This is a genomic window from Desulfitibacter alkalitolerans DSM 16504, assembly GCF_000620305.1.
GTDB classification, from domain to species: domain Bacteria; phylum Bacillota; class DSM-16504; order Desulfitibacterales; family Desulfitibacteraceae; genus Desulfitibacter; species Desulfitibacter alkalitolerans.
The window spans coordinates 241424-260478 of sequence record NZ_KK211101.1; the positions used below are offsets into that span (position 1 = coordinate 241424).

The window sequence follows — 19055 nt, forward strand, 5'->3', positions numbered from 1 at the left end:
GGAGGTGTATTTATGCGGACTAAAATGGATTTCTACAGATGCTTTTTTGAGCAGCTTGCAAGGCGTGGCTTTGATGTGAAACGGTCAACTTCCTCCGATTATCTTGCTGATATTTATTATAAAAATCAGCTTATAGCATTCTATACCAAAGCTGATATGATCGAGCGAAACCCGTTTGTTTCAGTTAAGGAAAAAGTTTTTAATTTATTGGAGGAAACCGCCAAGAAAACGGCAGTTGAAGCCGGTATATGCACTGAGTGTCCTTATACAGAAAAGGATGAGAAACTCAAAAACGGTTCATATAAGCTGGCTGAATATAACGGTGTAGTTTTAGCCTGTAAGCTGCATCACCTGTTTGGTTATGTATTTTCAACCTATCGCATGGCTCCTGAGAGTGAACAGCCACTACAAAGACAATTTTTCTACAATAAAGAATCAGCCACACAGGATTTTGCCATCCGTTCCGGTTTGGTGGATGAAAAGGCTCTGTTTACCGAAACAGAGCTGATGATTCTTCATTCTAATCTTGTCAAGCTTACGATGCTTGATAATAACCTTTCCAATGACGATATGCTTTCTGTCGGTAGAATGATCGAGAAAATTGAAGACATTGTTCCCGAACTGCAAGGTAGGGATTATGACTTTGACTTTGAAGATGAATTCAGGCAGGACATGGAGATTGGAGGTTAAGCATGGGAAATAAGAGAAATCAAGTAATTGCTATAGCAAGGTTTCTGGCTTATAAGGCAGAGCTAAACAAGCAAATTGAAAATATGTCGGAAGAACAGTATATGCAAAACCCTGTCGGGCTGGATGTTGGGCAGTATGTGGAAGATATGATGAAATATTGTACAGAACATACAGTCGATACTGTATTAAAGAATCAGAATGAAATGATAGCAAGGCTCGGCATGGAATATTTGAGTGCCATTGCCTTTATGCCTTATATAGACGGAGGTGAAACATATGCCGGACAGCAGGCCTAATCCAAACATATGGGGAAACATCATTACCTGTGGAGAGATTGCTATCGGCATTTATGAGATTGTTGGTGAATACAAAAAGGGGCTGATGATGCCAAAGAAAATGGCAGAAGAAATCCTGCCTCAAACTGTTATTGATATGGCTCAGAAAGATGGTGAAAATCTCTGTTTTACTGATGAGCTTTCTTCTTCCATTGTCGCTGATGAACTCATAGAGCAAGGCATTGTAACCGATCCTGAATTTATTGCCAGACAGGAGGCTTTAAAGCAGCTTGATGATGCCGGGATGGACACAGGGTTTGAAACCTTTAATGAGATTGATTTTGAACTTGAGATTGAGAGGTGAAACGGCTTGAAACTGGTATATATCTGTTCCCCGTTAAGGGGAGCTATTGAAGAAAATATCAAAAAAGCGCACCGATACTGTGAGTATGCTGCCGGATGCGGTGTAATACCATTGGCTCCTCATACGATTTTTACAGCCTACCTGCAAGATACCATTCCAGAACAGAGGGCACAGGGCTTAAAAATGGGGTTGGAACTGTTAAAGCGCTGCGATGAAATTTGGGTGTGCGGGGATGAAATATCGCAGGGGATGCAGGGTGAAATTGATTTGGCAGCCAAACTGCATATCCCGACGATTTATGTTCTGGACCATCATTTTGAGGAGGGGTTAAAAATCAGACAGAGCAGCAAGGCACTTGGTATGGATGACTGTATTACTGGAAGTGACAGGGATGACTATGAAAATAAGATTTTGGTGCTGAATCCGGAAGCATTGATTAGTAACTGCCGGACAGCAGAAAATAGTTTGTGGGTTGCTTATAACGGTTTTGGCTGTACTTATGGGGCGAGAGGTCAGGCGGTATATGCCAAAAACCTTTTTGACGGACGGGAGGCACGCTGGGAACGAGCTGACTTCTTGGGCATAGTAAAGCCGGAAAGCCTTAAGAAGTGGCTGGAAAATACGCCGATCAAGAATGAGCTTGCAGAAATGCTTATATTGGAACAGGAGAAAAGTGAGGATTTGGAAAGATGAAAACAAAACCGAAGTTGATCATCTGTTCTATGATTTTCACGGCTGGAGGGTTTATTAACATCTTTTTTTCCACCGCTGTCCATATGTTACTATCAAGGCAGATGACTATATTGAAGCTATTGCCAATCAATGAATGTTTAAAAAGTATATTTATAAGCAGACAGCATTTGATGCTGTTTCTTTGTTTACAGGGATTTGCTTTGGTTATGGCTGTAATGTATTTCTTCACAAATTTACGGCCATACCAATCCGATTTAGTAGAGATAACACCGGATATAAAAACCCCAGTACCAGTCGGACAATATCAGCATGGGTCCGCAAGGTGGCTAAAAGATAAAGAAAAGGATAAAGCCTTTGACAGCTTTATCCTAGACCCGAGCCATCCTCAAATCGTGGAGTTGATTAAGACTGGTTATGATGGATTGGAGTTTATGAAAGAAAAAGAAGGCTAAGCGATTATATTAGTTCATGGATTTAATATAACTGTTTATTCTCAATGATTTGAGTTAGTTGAAAGGAGTTGATGCCTATGAGTGAAATTACCCAGCAAGGAGGTGTTGTCATCGGTGTAAAGAAAGAAGGCAACAAAGAACGCATCTATTTTGTCGGCGAGGACAGCCATCTGCTATGTATTGGTGCTACCCGTTCCGGTAAGTCTCGAAATCTGGTAGTTCAATCTATCTGTACCCTTGGACTTGCAGGGGAATCCATTGTAGTCAGCGATCCAAAGGCTGAGCTGTTTGACTATACATCTGAGTTCCTTAAGAAACTCGGATATGAGGTTCTGGTCTTAGATTTTAAAAATCCTTCGAAAAGCCAACGCTATAATCTACTACAGCCAATCATTAATGCTGTTAATGCAGGTGATGCCGATAAGGCTGAAATGCTCGCATGGGATTTGACAAATAATCTTGTTGGCAAACCGGAAGGTGAAAAGATCTGGACCAATGGTGAATGTTCCATTATTGCTGCATCTATACTCTGTGTGGTATGTGACAACAAGCATCGTCCGGAGTATCAGAACCTTACCAATGTTTATTGGTTTATTGCTGAAATGGTCAAGACAATCGGCAATAAAATGCCACTGCTTGAATATGTTAAAAAGCTTCCACCTGCTCATCCTGCCAAAGCTTTACTATCTATTTCTGATGTTGCACCAAGCAGGACGAGGGGAAGCTTTTATACTTCAGCTTTGACGACACTCCGATTGTTTACGAGTAAATCTATTTATGCCATAACCCACAAGAGCGATTTTCAGCTGCAGGACATCGGTCAGAAAAAGCAAGCACTATTTATTATTCTGCCTGATGAAAAAACCACTTTTTACCCGGTGGCTTCGCTGATAGTATCTCAGCAATATGAATTGCTTGCCAATTTAGCAGATATGAGAGGAGGTCGATTAAAGCAGCGTGTCAATTTCATTTTGGATGAATTCGGAAACTTTACAACCATCACTGATTTCACAAATAAGCTGACAGTCGGCGGTGGCAGGGGTATGCGCTTCAATCTGTTTATTCAGTCCTTTTCACAGCTAAAAGAGAAGTATGATGAAAATACCTCGGACACCATTAAAGCCAACTGCCAAACCTGGGTATATCTACAAGCAGATGATATGGATACTTTGCGTGAGATATCGGAAAAGCTTGGTACTTATACTGTTTCAAGTTATCAATTGTCGTCAAACCACACAAAATATTCCACTCCATCAAGTTCTCATAGTATCAGTTTAGTAGAACGGAAACTCTTGAATGTAGATGAGGTCAGGCGTATTATACGGCCTTATCAGATTGTCACTTCCCGTACGCATCCTGCTATCATGTATTCTCCGGACTTATCAGAGTGGTACTTTAACAGGATGTTAGGGCTTGGCGACAAGGAACACAACCGTAGACTTCGGGAGGAACGGGAGAAAAAGCGCCCTGCAATCACTAACACGAATGAGGAAATCGCATTATGGAATATCTGGATTTACTATCAGAAAGATATTATCAGGAAAATGCAATTACAAGCTCAAAAAGGTAATGGTGGATTTGCCAACAATGAAACTGATTTAGAATAATGAAAGGAGGACAAATTTGTGAACATCAAAACCGTAAAGAAAAAATGCAAAAACCTTTGGAAAACGGCAAGTGCAGGAATGGTTGCACTTGCTGTTTCTTTTATGAGCACAATGCCTGCTTATGCCGACGACATAAAAGACAGCCAGATTGTCAAAGGAACTGAAAAACTGATTGGAGATGTTACTACCTGGCTAATGGTTCTTGCTCCGGTAGTATCAGGACTTCTCATTATCTATTTCTTCATCCGCAGATCAGCTGCAGATGAGATGGATCAGAAAAAGTGGAATAACCGTATTGTCGTTGCTATTGTTTCCTGTATCGGTGCGGTACTCGGTTCGGCAACACTTAATCTCATCGTTGGATATTATAAGTAATTCTAAAAACGTTTTACAGACTGTATAAGAACAGTCTTATTTTTACTAATTCATATTTTAAAGGAGGATTTATTCAATGAAAAACATTCTAAGAAATGCGGAAATCAAAGCTATGGCAACTGTTGGCAATGTAAAATCAACAGTCAATCAAATCTTTGGCAGAGCCAAGAGAGCACTTGCAAATCGTGAAGGGCAGGGCACACTCGATGTTGCAATTACCGTCCTTATTTCCATTGTGCTTGGGGCACTCATTCTTGCCGGACTGTATCTTATTATAAACGGTACAGTGCTGTTTTCTTCACGGTATAAACACGATAGAAAGTGCTACGCTTAAACAGTCTCCTTTCCTTTTGGAAGGAGGGGGAGTTTGGGGGGAGGAAAACTTTTCTCAATAAGGTTTCCTCCCTCTCATCATATGCAAACCAAACCAAAATTCAAATACGAAAGGAAGATCATCCATGAAAAAATTAATCAATTCTATCAAGGGCAAATCCCTTGAGATGGCAGTAAGAACAAGGAGAATATTAATGGATAAACGCGGCGAAGGCTTTGTGGATACGGCAATTAAAATTTTAATTGCTGTTGTCATCGGCGCTCTGCTCCTCGCCGGGCTTTATGCGCTCTTTGGAGAAATGATTATGCCGGAATTACGCGACCGTATTCAAGACATGTTCAACTATGGCGGTTAAGAGCATCCTTTTCCTGTGAAAACACAGGGCATGCTATACTTTTTCTGACCAGGCAAAAAATAATCCGCCTGGTCAGAAAGGGGTCATGTCATGAAAAATGATAAGAAAAGGTTCAAGCTTGTGCGCTTTGCCTTTGAAACACAGTCCGACGGAATGGTTTACAGGTATATGATTACCGACTATCAGATTCCCATGTTTGAGATCAACCAATGGATCGAGAGCAGGAGCCTCCAAAATGCCAACACCGGAAAAGAGTATGCCAAAAAGCTGGTGGTGTACCTGAACTATCTCCATAGTATCGGCGTGGAGTACGATACCGCCACCAACAGGCATGTGAAAAGCTTTATTCACTATCTGCTTTATGGCGGTCTTGAGGAACTCAAGCTGAAATTCCTTGAAACGGAGATCGTCTGCGCCACAGCCGGCAGGTACCTGACAGCCATAACGGAGCTGTACAAATGGCTTGCCAACAATTATGAAACCAACATCACGTTTCAAACAAAAACAGATACATACAGGGCGAGGAAATCCTTCCTGTATGGCCAAATTTATTCCTGCGACTACCAGTACATCCTTGACAGCAGCCTGCCGCGGCAAAAGTCCCGCCGGGAATATATCAAGTGGTATTCGGAGGCGGAAAAGGATGCGCTGTGCAGCCATTTTGAAACGCTGCGGGATGAGGCGGTATTCCGCATTACGCTGGAGGGTTTCCGGATCGATGAAGTGCTGAGTATGCAGCTCCAGCACTATGATCCGGTGGAACAAACCATCCGGCCCTCACGTTCCAAGGGGAAACAAAGCGCCCGGTCAGGCCGGGACAATCCCCTTAGAGTGGTTGCGCTGCCCTCAGAGCTTTGCGAGCTGCTCAACCGGTACATCCAGACCGAGAGAATGATTGCGGAAAACGAGAGCGGCGTCATCAGCGATTTTCTTTTCATCAACCTGCAGCGGGACAGTACACAGGGGAAGCCGCTTCGCTACGGCAATTACTATGCCATCCTGAAAAGATGCGCCCAAAGGGCAGGCCTTGACCCTGAGAAAATACGAACGCACAGCGGACGCAGTACAAAGGTGATGGAGTATCTGGAGCGTCAGGCACTCCATCCGGAGGATGGCATCACCGATGCCGTCATTATGGAGAGCTTCGGCTGGCGCTCTGCCGATTCCATCGTCCACTACCGGAACCACAACAATCAGGTCATAGCCAAAGCGGTTATGGAAAAGCTGCACCGGAAGAAAGGTGGCGCCAATGATTAAACTGCTTGAGATTAAGACTTGTACCGCCTTTTGGGACATAGATGGGACTGTCCTGCGTTTTCAGAGGCGAAAGCGCGTCGATGACGAGCTGACGGGCCGGACGATAGAGCGGTACCGGGAACTGCTGCTGAATGAAACCTACAAAAGCTGCCCGCAAATGCTCCGCGACATTGCCTGCATCTTAACGGACAACATTCTGGCACGAATCGGCATTGAGGTGTATCAAAAGCAATTTTTGAAAATGTTTGAGCACTATTCAAAGCTCTATGTCGAGCAATGGGAACAAGCCGGAAGATGCTTTGTTTCCAACAAAACGGCCATGTTTCCTGTTTTTGAGTTCATGTTCCGAAACAGGCTGGTTGAACAGCCGGATAGTCCGATTACGATCTTGAGAGACATCCCCTGTGACAGCAAGATCTTTTTGAATATCTTTGAGGAATGCTTTTCATCCTTCTGGGCAGACAAGATCAGGGAGAAGGTTCTGAAACAAGAAACACTTGCCCCCATCCGGGAACGGATTGGGCCTCTGAGAACGACACAATACCTTTGTCTTCTGCCGGAGACTGTCATCACAGATTACCTCAAAACCATTGCAGGAAGATTTACGCAGCAGCGCAGGCTCATCACTACGCAAAGCTTCTGCCTCGAACTGCTTGGCAGCGATACATCCATTTCCGGCCCGCGTTTTCATCCAAGGTTTGTAACACTGGTTGCTGCCGCAGTTAGCCGCGAGTTTGAAATCCAGTGCCAAAAATTCATTGCTGAAAACCACCTGCAGTTTGATATGTCCAGTGACAAGTGGACGCTCTTCCATAGGCACGGACCCTCCCTGCACCGGGAAACCATTGATTTTACAGGAATTCATTCACCTTCCCTGCGGCTTGAAATCAAATATTTCATGAAGCACAGATATTACAGCATCACCGCCGACAAAGACCGTTCCATTACTACCTTGGCGTACGCGACCAATCTGCTCACGGATAACAATCCAAACATTCATTTTTTCGCGGATGTGGATGACGTCGATGTCCGGGCGCTGTATATGAGCATGGAGCGCAGATATGGACAGACAACCGGAGGAAAGTCGGTGTCCAATATCATGCGGGTTTTCAGTATTTTATCGGTACTCATGGAATATCTGATGAGCGATCATCGGGATGAAGCAATGCGCAGCCCGGTTCCGCAAGACAACCCCTTTTCCCGTTACCGGTTTCATAACGCAAAGGACTACAAGGTACGGACCGCCGTTATTCCGGAGGCTGTTGCGGAGCAGATCGATGAGCATCTGGATGAGCTTGACCCGGTGCAGGCTCTGCTGTACCGGATTTTCTCCGCCACAGGCATGCGTATGAAGGAGGTGCTTTTTCTGGAGTCGGACTGTCTGGAACCGTCACAGTATGAGGGCGTTGTCCAGCTTAAGTACAAGCAGTATAAAACCCTGACCGCCAGACGGAAGGCTGGTGTGCCGGATTATCACAGAGTGCTCATTTTAAAAGAACTGGCAGACGAAATCTCGGGACAGATTCACAAAACGAAAGAGTGGCGAAAGGAACTTGGCGTGCCGTATCTGTTTGTCAACAAGCGGCCGAATTTTCGGGCAAGCATGATCAGTATGAGCAATTATCTGCTGGTCATCAACAGGCTCATTAAAAAATATGACCTCCGTGATGAAAACGGCCGGCTATGGCATTTTACCAGCAAGCAGCAGCGCAAAACACTGACGGTTACCCTGATTGAAAACGGAGCGTCCGTGGATGAGCTAGCTTACTGGCTCGGACATCTCAGCAGAAGCACTGCCTCAAACTACTATGCCGAAGTCCGGAAAATGAAGCTGGCGGAACTCAATACCAGCTTCTTCCGGGAAAAATTTGATCTTCTGCTGTCGGATGAACAGCTTGCGGAGTACACAGAGGAAGAACGCAGGCTGTTGTATATGGATTTCCGGCTGGAGCAGCGGCGGGTGGAGTTTGGCTTCTGCCTGAAAAAGCTGGCCGATGGCGGCTGTACAAGCAGGAGCAGCCTGATCAACTGTGTAAACTGCAAAAATCTTTGTACAGGACCCAAGTATCTTCCGTACTGGCAGAGTCTCATGAACGGACAGCGCGAGGTTGTGAACAGCCTCCTCGCCGCTTATGCTGAGGCTGGTATTACGGGCTATCAGGAATTCAGGGAATACAGACAGGCAACATACCTTCTTAACTGCTATGAGAACATTGTAAACGCTATAGAAGGAGGTGCCTCGGTATGAATCTTCCGCAATACAAATACATTGAAAACTACGACGAGCAGCAAAAGAGCCGGTATCTTGACCTTTTGCCGCAGCTTGGCAGCAATATTCACTTCGATGAGGACACATGGGTGTGTGACAAACGAATGCGAAGTGCGGCGGAGCCGAAGAATTACAGTAACATCTACTTTTCTGCCGTTCCATCCGCTTACAAAGAACTGGTGAAATACTATTCACTCCTGCGGCTGCTGCATGGTGATACGGTCAGAACGATCCGGTCACGGATAACCCGTCTGGTTCCATTCCTGAAGTTCCTGACTGCAGCCTGCTCGGCCCCCCTGCTTTCGGGCTGTGACATATGGACGGCTTCAAGGCTAAAGGAGCATCTGGATGCATCCAACCTGGCGGACAGTACCATACGGGACATCTGGTGCGAGGCTGGCACTCTGTTTCGCACTATGAACGGGTTTGACGGGGTACCCTGCAAAAATCCTTTTGCCTGCAATCCATATGCGCGAGCTGAAAAGCTAGACTCCAAATATATCCCGGATAAGGTGGCTGAAAAGCTGGACGGTATCTTCCGGCAAGAAGAAATAGATCTGCACATCCGGTGTATTTACTGGCTGTTGCGGCTCATTCCTTCCCGGATATCCGAAGTGCTGGGGATGGCAATCGACTGTGTAAAGCCGTACAACGGGAAATTTGTTCTCTTTATTCCAACATGGAAGCAAAACGGAGGCAATATGGAACCGGTCCTGCGTTCTGTCCACATTGAAGATACGGGAATCGCCGGATATCTTCTCGATTTGCTTCGGGAACAGCAGGCAGCGGCGGCAGAATTGCAGGAGCATTTGCCTGAAAACAAACGCGGTTGTCTTTTTACCTATCGGCGGGTGCTTCATTACAAAAATGGCACGGCATCTCAGCCGGGCAGGGTTCAAAGTGTCTATCCTGACGTTGTGGACTACCATTTCAAAAGAATTTGTGAACAGTACGGTGTCCGGGATGAAAATGGGAAGGTCTACAACCTGACATCCCATCAATTCCGCCATAACGGAATCACCGACAGGCTGGAGGCAGGCTTTACGCTGGAACAGATTGCCGACATGACGGGCCACCACGGAAACGCCATGATATGGAATGCATACTCCCATCTGGATTTAAAACCTCAGACTATCCTGCAAAAGCAGCGGTATGTTTTGAATGAGCCTAAGCCGCCGGATAATCCATATATCCTGTTCGGCGGACGAATTCTCCATATGGAGGAAATGCTTGAAAAGAGGCTGCTTAAAAACCTCCGCGCCCACAGGGTTCCGGGAGGCATCTGTGGCGACGTTACCGGATGCAAAAGCGATATGTGGGATTGTCTTGAGTGCGGGCATTTTATCCCGGACAGAGATCAGCTTTCCTATTTCGAGGAACAAGCGGTCGCATGGCGCAGCAAAGCAGACCGTTTCTCGGATTTCCCGGCCATTCACGCCAATGCGTTGAGAAACGCTGATTTATTTGAGAAGATCGCAGCCAAACTGCTGGGAGGTGAGCAAGATGAATAACAAAGTACCCAAGGAGCTTATTGCGCGGCAGGAGCACCAGCGCCAAACCACGATCAATACCGTAATGAGAGCAATTTCAGAGCTTCGAGCCGAAGGGCACAGGCTGACGATTAAAAACCTTATGGATTATACCGGATTGTCCCGTTCTGTTTTCGGCAAAAAGCATATCCGGGCTGTTTTGGTCAGTCAGGGAATTATAGCCTCAGAAGCTTGCGAGGCAGAGAGCACGCCGCCTGAATCCACTGCAAAGCAGCGAATGAAGCGAAAACTTGAGGAAAATGATCAGCAGATTCGTCGGCTTACTGAAGAAAATACCGCTTTGAAAAGTGAATGCGAAATGCTAAGGGGCAAGCTGTTTCTCCTGATGCAGCGGCAGTCGCTGGAGTAAATAAACGGTTCTATTTACAGCGAAATAATGAACACGATTAAACTGTGAGGTTTGGTCGTGTTTTTTATTTAAAAATCAAAAATGAAAGAAGGGATTTATCTTGAAAAACAAGCAAATTCAGTTCACAACGCTCGCACCACCGACAACCGCATACTTTAATCGTGTCAATCGACCGTGCAGAAAAGTATTGCCGACAATCACAGAACGCATCAAAGAGATGTTTAACTACAAGGGCTAAACGACTCAATCAAAAGCATTGGCGGTGCAAACGGCACCGCCAATGCTTTTTTAAACAAAAATCAGGAGGATTTTATGATGAACATCAAAACAGAAATCAAAAAGACATTCAAGGACAACGGTAAGTTGAAAGCAGTTGTAAATCTAATTATTGATGAAGGTTTTATCATCAAAAACGTGCGGCTGGTAAATGGAGCAAAGGGGCTTTTTGTATCCATGCCAAGCGGCAAGATTAAAGACGGAAGTTATGTTGAAATATGCCATCCGATCAAATCCAATGTAAGAGAGCAGATAGAAAAAAGCGTATTGGAAGCCTATCAAGCGGTTATTACATCAACAGATAGCAATAACGAAAAGCACGAATAGCAGATACGAAATTTCTTTGGGGGTATCATTCAGGTACTCCCCTGGAAAGGAGTGATTGAAATTTGGAAGTCATTTTAGTAATGCTAATCGTTGCTTTGCTCAACGGCTCTATAGCCTATATCAACAATCTCTTAACCGATATAGTGCCTATGACATTGTATGCCGAACAATATATGACTGTTGTATCCGGTGTAAATCTTGCAGAAACTCTGTTTGACATTATATTTGGATTTGGTATTTCTTTGATTATCTTAAAGTTTCTCAAAAAAGGCTTTGAAACTTATGTAATGTGGACAGACGGTGATGCTGATGAAGAACCTCTATATCTGCTCACCAATTTTTTTAGGGCGTTAGCTGTTGCGATATGCTTTCCTACCATCTATGGATGGCTTGGCAGTATAGTGGAGGATATGACCAATAAACTCTTGATAGCCATTAGAGCAGCAACAAGCTACGATTGGCAGGCATGGGTAAATGGTATTTCTTCATTAGGGATAGTAACAGCAATTTTCGGGCTGATTTTTATTATCTGCTACTTCATGCTGTATTTCCAGTTCCTTATGAGGGGACTGGAAATATTGATTTTGAGGATCGGCGTACCTTTAGCCTGTGTTGGACTTCTTGACAATGATAAAGGTGTTTTTAAAACATATATCAATAAGTTTTTTCAGTCAACACTTGCTGTTGTAATACAAATATCTCTTGCAAAATTAGGCGTAGGACTGATGCTGAATATGCATATCTTTTGGGGAGTTGCTTGTATGGTATTGGCAATCAGGACACCGAGATTCCTGCAAGATTTTCTCATCACAACCGGTGGTGGCGGAACCGGTGTAATTAATAATGTATATCACAGCGTAAGGCTTGTCGGTATGGCGAAAAACCTGGCCAAATAGAAGTGGTAAAGATGTTAAATGGTGACATGCAAACTACAATATCTATATGAAAGGCGGTGACTAATCAGTGGTGACAATGGATGACATTTCAAATGCAATCATCAGCCTGGTACGAATAGGTGCAGCGGCAAGATTTATTTATTGTATGGTGCGCTTATCTGCTGCTGAGGAGGAAGCTGCCCAGTATAAGAAACGAGCCAAAAACACCGTAGTTTTCTATATTATTGCCGAAAGCATTTGGCAGATCAAAGACTTGGTGCTTTATTACTATGCTTAAGGGAGGATGAAAATGGATGAAAAGCTATATATACCTATGGGAGTAAAAACCGAAACCGAGATTTTTCCCGGATTTGGAAGAAAACAACTTCTGCAATCTATTGTTGGATCAATCGGTGCAGGAGTTGTTGCTCTTTTTATATGGATACTTTCGCATAATGTTACACCTGCTGTAATTTGTATCCTTACGGGGATTATCGGTTCTGTCATGATGACAACAAAAGACCAGACAAATCTTTCGGTAGTAGATCAGGTTCAAAACATGGTGCGATTTGCGAGAAGCCAAAAATATTATCCATATGCTTATGGAGATGAATGGAGGATGAATAAATAATGAGCCGTACTATTGGGACAAGAAGTGTGATTTGCCTATGGAAATGACCTTCATTGATTTTTTCAGTGGAATTGGCGGTTTTCGGGCAGGCTTGGAAGCTTGTGGGATGAGATGTATCGGACATTGCGAAATAGATAAATTTGCCGATCAAAGCTACCGGGCAATTTTTGATGTAAAGGAGGATGAATGGTTTGCAAAAGATATCACAGCAGTCAGACCAGAAGAAATTCCAAGAGCCGACATCTGGACTGCCGGATTTCCTTGTCAGGATATTTCGGTCGCAGGCAGCCAGCGAGGGCTTAACGGAAAGCGAAGCGGACTCTTTTTTGAAGTTGTTAGACTCATCCAGGGCAAAAATGCCGAAGATAAACCCCAATGGATTATCTTTGAAAATGTTAAAAATCTGTTATCCGTTAATCGAGGATGGGACTTTACAACCATTCTCTATACGCTGGCCACACTCGGCTATGATTGTCAGTACGGACTTCTTAATTCACGCAATTACGGAGTCCCACAAAATCGAGAACGGATCTACATTGTCGCTTATAGACATTCTGGAAACAAAAGTCCCGGAAAAATATTTCCTCTCACCGGAAGCGACGGAAAAACTCTTATCCAACTCATTGGAGGAATGCAGGGACAGAGAGTATACAGTCCCGAAGGTACAAGTGTAACCCTTTCAGCTCAAAGCGGTGGCTGGGGTGGAAAAACAGGGTTGTATTTCATTGACCTAAACAAAAATAGTAAAATAACCGACACGGCTCGCTGTATAAAAGCGAGATATAACGCCGGAATTACCAACCGAGGGGCTGATAATTCCGGCGTTTATTATGCATGTGCGAGAGCTGTCCTGACTCCGAACCGAATAGAAAAAAGGCAAAACGGTCCTCGCTTTAAACCTTGCGGTGAACCGAGTTTTACTTTGACAGCACAAGACCGCCACGGTGTTATGCTCTGTGATTGTGAGAATTGCCAAAAAAGAATCAGAATCAAGGAAGCGACAAAACTGGGGTATGCAGAAGCCGGATGCGGTGACACCATCAACTTTGCTTTTCCTAATAGCAAAACAAGACGAGGGCGAATAGGCAAAGGTGTGGCACAAACGCTGGAAACCGGATGCAACCAAGGAACGGCTTTTATTGGCTGTGGCCGTATCCGCAGATTAACACCGAGAGAATGCTGGCGATTGCAGGGATTTTCTGATGAGATGTTTGATAAAGCAAGGACAATCAACTCTGATAATCAACTGTATAAACAAGCAGGAAACTCAGTAACGGTTACAGTGGTTTTTGCACTTGGGATGAAAATATTGGAAGTTAAACGGGAAATGGAGGATGATGGTTGTGGCAGATAAGGAAGGACTTATTAAAAGAATTGATGAGGAACTGAAAATGTTTGAAGAATCAGTCTCCGTAGCAAAGCGCGACGATATATTCTTTAATGATTTGCAAGTAAAAACTGCTTTTAGAAATGCCTTATATAATACGCCACTGACGGAAAGAATGGCAGGACTGATTGAAAAACTGGATAACATTCTGGACCGTATGCTTGACTATTGGGAAGAACTTGATTTTGAAACCGTGAAATTAGAGCGAAATGACTTCTATGAAGTAACTCATCGTTTTCTTGAGCAATTGGACTATGATGACAGAGATCGTCAGCTTTATGAAAGAGCAAGCAACGAATATGCGGAATTTCTTGAAAATCTGAAAGGAAAAACACCACAGCAAATCATTGATGCGGCTTATGAGATTGTGATGAAAGCAGATATTTTGTCTTTGCTTGAATATCACGATTTGGACAAGAAGCAAATCAATATCCTGCTTACCATGCAAAACCCATTGGACTGCATTTATACCGAATGGCAGCACAGCGATTACTCCTATATGGATATGCTTCGTGACAGCATGAATAGTTTGATTGACACGCAGGAGCATGAACTGACAATTCATAATTATCATTTTAACGGTAAACTTCCTGCCATTATGGAGGACTACTATGCCGAGTACGAAAACGAAGAACAGGAGATTCCCCAAGAAATAGAGGAAGAATTAGAACAATGCTGATTCTGATAATAAAAGGTGGATTGTTTGCCTTGCTACTTGTCTTAGCTGCTGTGTGGGACATACGAAAGCGTGAAATTCCAGATGCTATTTCGTTACTCATAATGATAACAGGATTATTGGCAATTGATACTTGGGATGCACTTTCAGGACTTGTTATGACAGGACTGCCGTATTTTCTTGCGGCAATCCTGATACACAGGGATGACGGCTTTTCAATTGGTGGTGGTGATATAAAGTTGATGGCTTCTTGTGGTTTTGTGCTGGGTGCACCCCTTGGGGCTATGCAAAGCATTATTTCTCTTGTTCTTGCTATGATAGCAGGACTATGTATAAGACTTTCGAGTGAAAGTAAAAAGCTAAACTCAATCGCATTACCTCTTGCACCTTTTTTCTGTGTAGGAGGTATTTTTTCATACTTGGCACTTTTAGTAAGTGCAATCAATTAAAAAACAGGAGGGCTATTGAATATGAATTTGAATATTTTTAAAAACCGAACAGTCATCGGACTGGTATGTATTTTCCTTTCTCTTGTCATCTGCTTTGGGCTTACGCCTTTGATTAACAGTGGATTGCGTGCACAAACGGAAATTGTCAGAGTATCATCGACAGTGAAAAAAGGTGAAGTGCTTACTGCTGACAAGCTGGAAATCGTGAAAGTGGGGGCATATAACCTTCCGGACAACGTTATTAAGAGTAAAGATAGTGCCGTCGGAAAATATATCAATGCTGATTTGCAAAAAGGTGACTATATCCTTGTTTCAAAACTATCTGAAAAGCCACTTGCTGAGTTTGAATACTTAAATGACTTGGATGGGACAAAGGTTGCTATGTCCATTACCATCAAGTCTTTTGCTGCTGGTTTGTCAGGCAAATTGGAAGCCGGTGATATCGTAACCCTTATATCTGCAAATTACGATAACTTGGGAAAAGCAACTATTCCACCTGAACTTCAATATGTAAAAGTTCTGGCAGCAACCGCAGAAACAGGTGATGATAAGGAATATGTGCCACAAAAAGAAACCAGCGGTGAAAACGAAGAAAAGAAATTGCCGGCGACTATAACTTTGCTTGTCAATACAGAACAGGCTAAGATACTTGCAGACCTTGAGCAGAAAGGAAACGTTCATGCCACCTTGGTTTACCGTGGTACTAACGAAAATGCCAACAAGTTTTTAGCTGAACAGGACAAACTCTTTGAGAAAAAGGAGGGCACCCCAAACACAGTTACAAACGTCAAACAGAATGAGCAGAAAGAGGAGGGTAACGCTGATGCCGAATAAAGGAAAACAATTGTTAACAGTATGGGGGAGTCCAGGAAGTGGGAAAACGGTTAGTGCCATAAAACTGGCAAAAGAGCTTGCAGATCAAAAGAAAAATGTGCTGCTCCTGCTGTGTGATGATATTTGTCCCACACTACCCACAATTTTTAAATCCAAAACGCCGATTGATGTTTCAATCGGTGAGGTATTGACAGCTCCTAACATTACACAGGAAGTCATTTTAAGAAACTGTGTTTCTTTTGATAAGAATCCTTATATTAGTTTGCTGGGGTACAAGGCCGGAGAAAATCCATTTTCCTATGCTGAGTACAAGAAAGACCGAGCAGTTGATCTGTTGGTCCTTCTTCGCCATATTGCTGATTATGTGGTTATAGATTGTTCCAGTATGCTAACTGAAAGTATTATTTCAACAGTAGCCTTGGAAGTGGCTGATGGAGTATTAAGGATTGGAAGCTGTGATTTGAAAAGCGTGTCCTATTTCAGGTCCGTATTGCCACTGCTTAGTGAGCCTAAATTCAATGTAGACAAACATATTAAAGTGCTTTCAAATGTAAGGCCGTTGCAGGATGGCGAAGAATATAAGAATGCTTTTGGCGGTGTTTCCTATACTTTGCCCTATGTACAAGCCATTGATGAACAAAATTCTTCTCTCACACTTTTTGATAGTATACCTGGGAAAGCTGCAAAAGCATATGACATGGTCTTAAAGGTAATCGTAAAGGAGGTGTTTGGCGATGAGTAGAAACATCGGCCTGTTCTATAATGTAGCCAAAAACAAAAAGGGATTCTCTGAGGTTCTAAAGGAAATACAGGAATACTTATCAAGTAAATATGCTACCATGATTGCAAATAACCCGGCAGAACAGAAACAACAAATAACAGCATTTATTGCAAAATACCTTACGGATTACAGATTGGGCGTAGAAGGCATGGATGGAGAAGAACTCGTTGAACGCCTGTATACAGAGATGGCAGAGTTCTCTTTTCTAACCCAATATCTTTTTGCAACCAATATTGAGGAGATCAATATCAACAGTTGGAAAGATGTCAAGATAACTTATTCAGATGGAAGGGTTCTCCCTTCCACTGAGAAGTTTAGCAGTCCTGAACACGCCGTTGATGTAGTCCGCAGATTACTTCACAAATCGGGTATGATACTTGATAACTCACAGCCCGGTGTGGTGGGGCATCTTTCCAACAAAATCCGTATTACTGTTTTGGGAAACCCTATCACTGATGCAGATAAGGGTGTGGCTGCTTCAATCCGTATTGTTAATCCTCAAAAACTGAGGAGAAATGATTTTATAAAAAATAATACGGCCACAGCACAAATGTTGGACTTTTTAAGTACCTGTTTGAGATATGGGTTGTCAATGTGTGTAACCGGTAGTACGGGTTCAGGCAAAACCACTTTGATGAGCTGGCTTTTATCTACCGTTCCCGATGAAAAACGTATCTTTACCATTGAGAATGGCTGTCGAGAATTTGACCTTGTAAAAGAGGATGAAAGGGGTAACGTCATCAACAATGTGGTGCATACCGTCACCCGATATTCGGAAGACCCCAAGCAGAATATTGACCAGGAAAAACTTCTGGAGTATGCCCTTACTTGTAACCCTGATGTTATCTGCGTCGGTGAGATGAAATCGGCAGAAGCTTTTGCAGCCCAGGAAGCAGCTCGAACCGGTCATGCCGTTATTACTACAACCCATGCAAACAGTTGTACCGCAACATATCATCGTATGGTAACACTGTGTACCCAGAAATATGATATCAATGATAAGACCTTATATAACCTTGTGACTGAGGCCTTTCCGCTGGTCATGTTTATTAAGAAGTTAGAGGATAACAGCCGTAAAGTCATGGAAATAACAGAGTGTGAGATTTGCGAAGACGGGACACGCAAAATTCACACTCTTTTTCGTTACCATATCACTGAAAATACAGTTGTGGATGGCAAGGTGCAGATTAAGGGTAAATATCAGAAGGTCGGCAATATATCGCAAAGTCTGCAAAAGCGACTTCTTGAAAACGGTATGCCTGTGAGTCTGCTTGAAAAAATCACAGAAGGAGCTGATGTAGCATGACATTATTTATTTTAATTGCCTTTGTAGGTCTGATTGCAGGATTTTTTTTGATTTTAAATTTATCGCCTTTTGAGTTTGCCGAAAATATTGTAAAACCCTTTCAGAACCGCAAAACACCGATTGGAAAGAGAATTGAAGCAATAAAAAATCCAAAGCCTGTTAAGGGAATCAGAAAAACTGTAAGAGATGCCAAAGAGGTTTTATCCCTCATGGGCAAGGAGGGCAAATTCGGAGCAATATGTGCGTTATCCTTTTTTCTCATGGTAATAGGGTTATTTGCTTCTGTTCTCATGGATAACTTTCTAATGGTTCCTGTTGCTTCAATTGGGCTGGCTCTTGTCCCTTTTTGGTATTTAATTTTTACTTCTCATTCCTACAAAAAGCAGATGAATGCAGAAATGGAAACAGCTCTATCAATAATTACCACAAGCTATTTGAGAAATGAGAGTATTATTACTGCTGTTCAGGAGAATATCACCTATCTGAATCCACCAATCTCCAATGTTTTTCAATCATTCTTGACACAGGCAAAAATGATTAATGTTAATGTGAAGCAGGCTCTTTCTGATATGAAACCAAAGCTGAACCATTATGTTTTTAGTGAGTGGGTAGATGCCATGATTGCCTGCCAGGAGGACAAAACACTAAAAACTACATTGTCACCAATCATCTCAAAGCTCTCTGATATGCGAATTGTTTCAGCAGAGCTGGATTATCTGATGTATGAACCGTTGAAAGAGTTTATCACAATGGCTCTGCTTTTGGTGGCAAATATTCCGCTTATTTATTTCTTAAACAGAGACTGGTATTCGGTACTCATGAATACGGCACTTGGTAAGGGAATATTGGCTATATGTGCTTTCGCAATACTTATTTCTTTTGCCGCAGTAATCAGGCTTACCAAACCAATCGAGTATAAGAGGTAGTATCAAATCAAAACCAC

24 protein-coding genes are annotated in these 19055 nt (G+C 43.1%); all 24 read left to right on the forward strand.

The genetic code is table 11. The features are described from left to right. Nucleotides 1–12 precede the first annotated feature (12 nt). The 24 genes from K364_RS0112975 to K364_RS0113090 all read left to right on the forward strand — a co-directional run bounded on the left by K364_RS0112975 (nt 13) and on the right by K364_RS0113090 (nt 19038). Nucleotides 13–690 (forward strand): hypothetical protein, encoded by a 678-nt coding sequence (locus K364_RS0112975; protein ID WP_028308375.1) that lies wholly within the window; start codon nt 13–15, stop codon nt 688–690. Between the two features lie 2 nt (nt 691–692). Further along, nucleotides 693–986: a hypothetical protein gene (locus tag K364_RS0112980; RefSeq protein ID WP_028308376.1), complete on the forward strand. Its 294-nt coding sequence runs from the start codon at nt 693–695 to the stop codon at nt 984–986. After that, nucleotides 967–1329 (forward strand): hypothetical protein, encoded by a 363-nt coding sequence (locus K364_RS0112985; RefSeq protein WP_028308377.1) that lies wholly within the window; start codon nt 967–969, stop codon nt 1327–1329. Before K364_RS0112980 ends, K364_RS0112985 begins: the two co-directional genes overlap by 20 nt. Before the next feature lie 6 nt (nt 1330–1335). Continuing rightward, nucleotides 1336–2022, forward strand: coding sequence for a DUF7768 domain-containing protein (locus K364_RS25710; protein WP_050753488.1), 687 nt, complete (start codon nt 1336–1338; stop codon nt 2020–2022). Next, entirely contained in the window at nt 2019–2474 is a 456-nt protein-coding gene (locus K364_RS0112995; protein WP_028308378.1) for a hypothetical protein, read from the forward strand. The genes K364_RS25710 and K364_RS0112995 overlap by 4 nt, the downstream gene beginning before the upstream one ends. Nucleotides 2475–2551: 77 nt before the next feature. Continuing rightward, nucleotides 2552–4081 (forward strand): VirD4-like conjugal transfer protein, CD1115 family, encoded by a 1530-nt coding sequence (locus K364_RS24055; protein ID WP_035269261.1) that lies wholly within the window; start codon nt 2552–2554, stop codon nt 4079–4081. 78 nt (nt 4082–4159) lie between these two features. Continuing rightward, nucleotides 4160–4456, forward strand: coding sequence for an Mbov_0395 family pilin-like conjugal transfer protein (locus tag K364_RS0113005; RefSeq protein ID WP_242841711.1), 297 nt, complete (start codon nt 4160–4162; stop codon nt 4454–4456). A 76-nt stretch (nt 4457–4532) separates the two neighbouring features. Continuing rightward, nucleotides 4533–4790 (forward strand): DUF6133 family protein, encoded by a 258-nt coding sequence (locus K364_RS0113010; protein WP_028308380.1) that lies wholly within the window; start codon nt 4533–4535, stop codon nt 4788–4790. A gap of 124 nt (nt 4791–4914) precedes the next feature. Then, on the forward strand, nt 4915–5145 hold the full coding sequence (locus K364_RS0113015; protein WP_028308381.1) for a DUF6133 family protein: 231 nt from the start codon (nt 4915–4917) through the stop codon (nt 5143–5145). 90 nt (nt 5146–5235) lie between these two features. Further along, nucleotides 5236–6402, forward strand: a complete 1167-nt coding sequence (locus K364_RS0113020) for a tyrosine-type recombinase/integrase (RefSeq protein WP_028308382.1) — start codon at nt 5236–5238, stop codon at nt 6400–6402. Continuing rightward, the gene (locus K364_RS0113025) at nt 6395–8650 is read left to right on the forward strand and encodes a site-specific integrase (protein ID WP_028308383.1); all 2256 of its coding nucleotides are present in this window, start codon (nt 6395–6397) and stop codon (nt 8648–8650) included. The genes K364_RS0113020 and K364_RS0113025 overlap by 8 nt, the downstream gene beginning before the upstream one ends. Next, nucleotides 8647–10182: a site-specific integrase gene (locus tag K364_RS24060; RefSeq protein ID WP_035269415.1), complete on the forward strand. Its 1536-nt coding sequence runs from the start codon at nt 8647–8649 to the stop codon at nt 10180–10182. The genes K364_RS0113025 and K364_RS24060 overlap by 4 nt, the downstream gene beginning before the upstream one ends. Further along, nucleotides 10175–10570 carry a DUF6262 family protein gene (locus tag K364_RS0113035; protein WP_035269263.1) on the forward strand — a complete coding sequence of 132 codons (396 nt, stop codon included), beginning with the start codon at nt 10175–10177 and terminating at the stop codon, nt 10568–10570. The genes K364_RS24060 and K364_RS0113035 overlap by 8 nt, the downstream gene beginning before the upstream one ends. Before the next feature lie 312 nt (nt 10571–10882). Then, a complete protein-coding gene (locus K364_RS0113040; protein WP_081927265.1) occupies nt 10883–11173 on the forward strand; it encodes a SpoVG family protein in 291 nt (96 codons plus the stop codon). A 62-nt stretch (nt 11174–11235) separates the two neighbouring features. Further along, a complete protein-coding gene (locus K364_RS0113045) occupies nt 11236–12069 on the forward strand; it encodes a conjugal transfer protein TrbL family protein (RefSeq protein ID WP_028308386.1) in 834 nt (277 codons plus the stop codon). Between the two features lie 67 nt (nt 12070–12136). Further along, nucleotides 12137–12346, forward strand: coding sequence for a hypothetical protein (locus tag K364_RS0113050; RefSeq protein WP_028308387.1), 210 nt, complete (start codon nt 12137–12139; stop codon nt 12344–12346). 6 nt (nt 12347–12352) lie between these two features. Continuing rightward, nucleotides 12353–12679, forward strand: a complete 327-nt coding sequence (locus tag K364_RS0113055; RefSeq protein WP_028308388.1) for a hypothetical protein — start codon at nt 12353–12355, stop codon at nt 12677–12679. A gap of 37 nt (nt 12680–12716) precedes the next feature. After that, nucleotides 12717–14033, forward strand: a complete 1317-nt coding sequence (locus tag K364_RS24065; protein WP_035269267.1) for a DNA cytosine methyltransferase — start codon at nt 12717–12719, stop codon at nt 14031–14033. Next, nucleotides 14023–14745: a DUF3848 domain-containing protein gene (locus K364_RS0113065; protein WP_028308389.1), complete on the forward strand. Its 723-nt coding sequence runs from the start codon at nt 14023–14025 to the stop codon at nt 14743–14745. The genes K364_RS24065 and K364_RS0113065 overlap by 11 nt, the downstream gene beginning before the upstream one ends. Beyond that, nucleotides 14739–15191 carry a prepilin peptidase gene (locus tag K364_RS0113070; protein ID WP_028308390.1) on the forward strand — a complete coding sequence of 151 codons (453 nt, stop codon included), beginning with the start codon at nt 14739–14741 and terminating at the stop codon, nt 15189–15191. Before K364_RS0113065 ends, K364_RS0113070 begins: the two co-directional genes overlap by 7 nt. 21 nt (nt 15192–15212) lie before the next feature. Then, complete coding sequence (cpaB, locus tag K364_RS24070) at nt 15213–16025, forward strand: Flp pilus assembly protein CpaB (RefSeq protein ID WP_051534055.1); 813 nt, start codon at nt 15213–15215, stop codon at nt 16023–16025. Continuing rightward, nucleotides 16015–16767, forward strand: coding sequence for a ParA family protein (locus K364_RS0113080; protein WP_028308391.1), 753 nt, complete (start codon nt 16015–16017; stop codon nt 16765–16767). The genes cpaB and K364_RS0113080 overlap by 11 nt, the downstream gene beginning before the upstream one ends. After that, entirely contained in the window at nt 16760–18112 is a 1353-nt protein-coding gene (locus K364_RS0113085) for a CpaF/VirB11 family protein (protein ID WP_028308392.1), read from the forward strand. Before K364_RS0113080 ends, K364_RS0113085 begins: the two co-directional genes overlap by 8 nt. After that, nucleotides 18109–19038: a membrane protein gene (locus K364_RS0113090; RefSeq protein ID WP_028308393.1), complete on the forward strand. Its 930-nt coding sequence runs from the start codon at nt 18109–18111 to the stop codon at nt 19036–19038. Before K364_RS0113085 ends, K364_RS0113090 begins: the two co-directional genes overlap by 4 nt. Nucleotides 19039–19055: the final 17 nt, after the last annotated feature.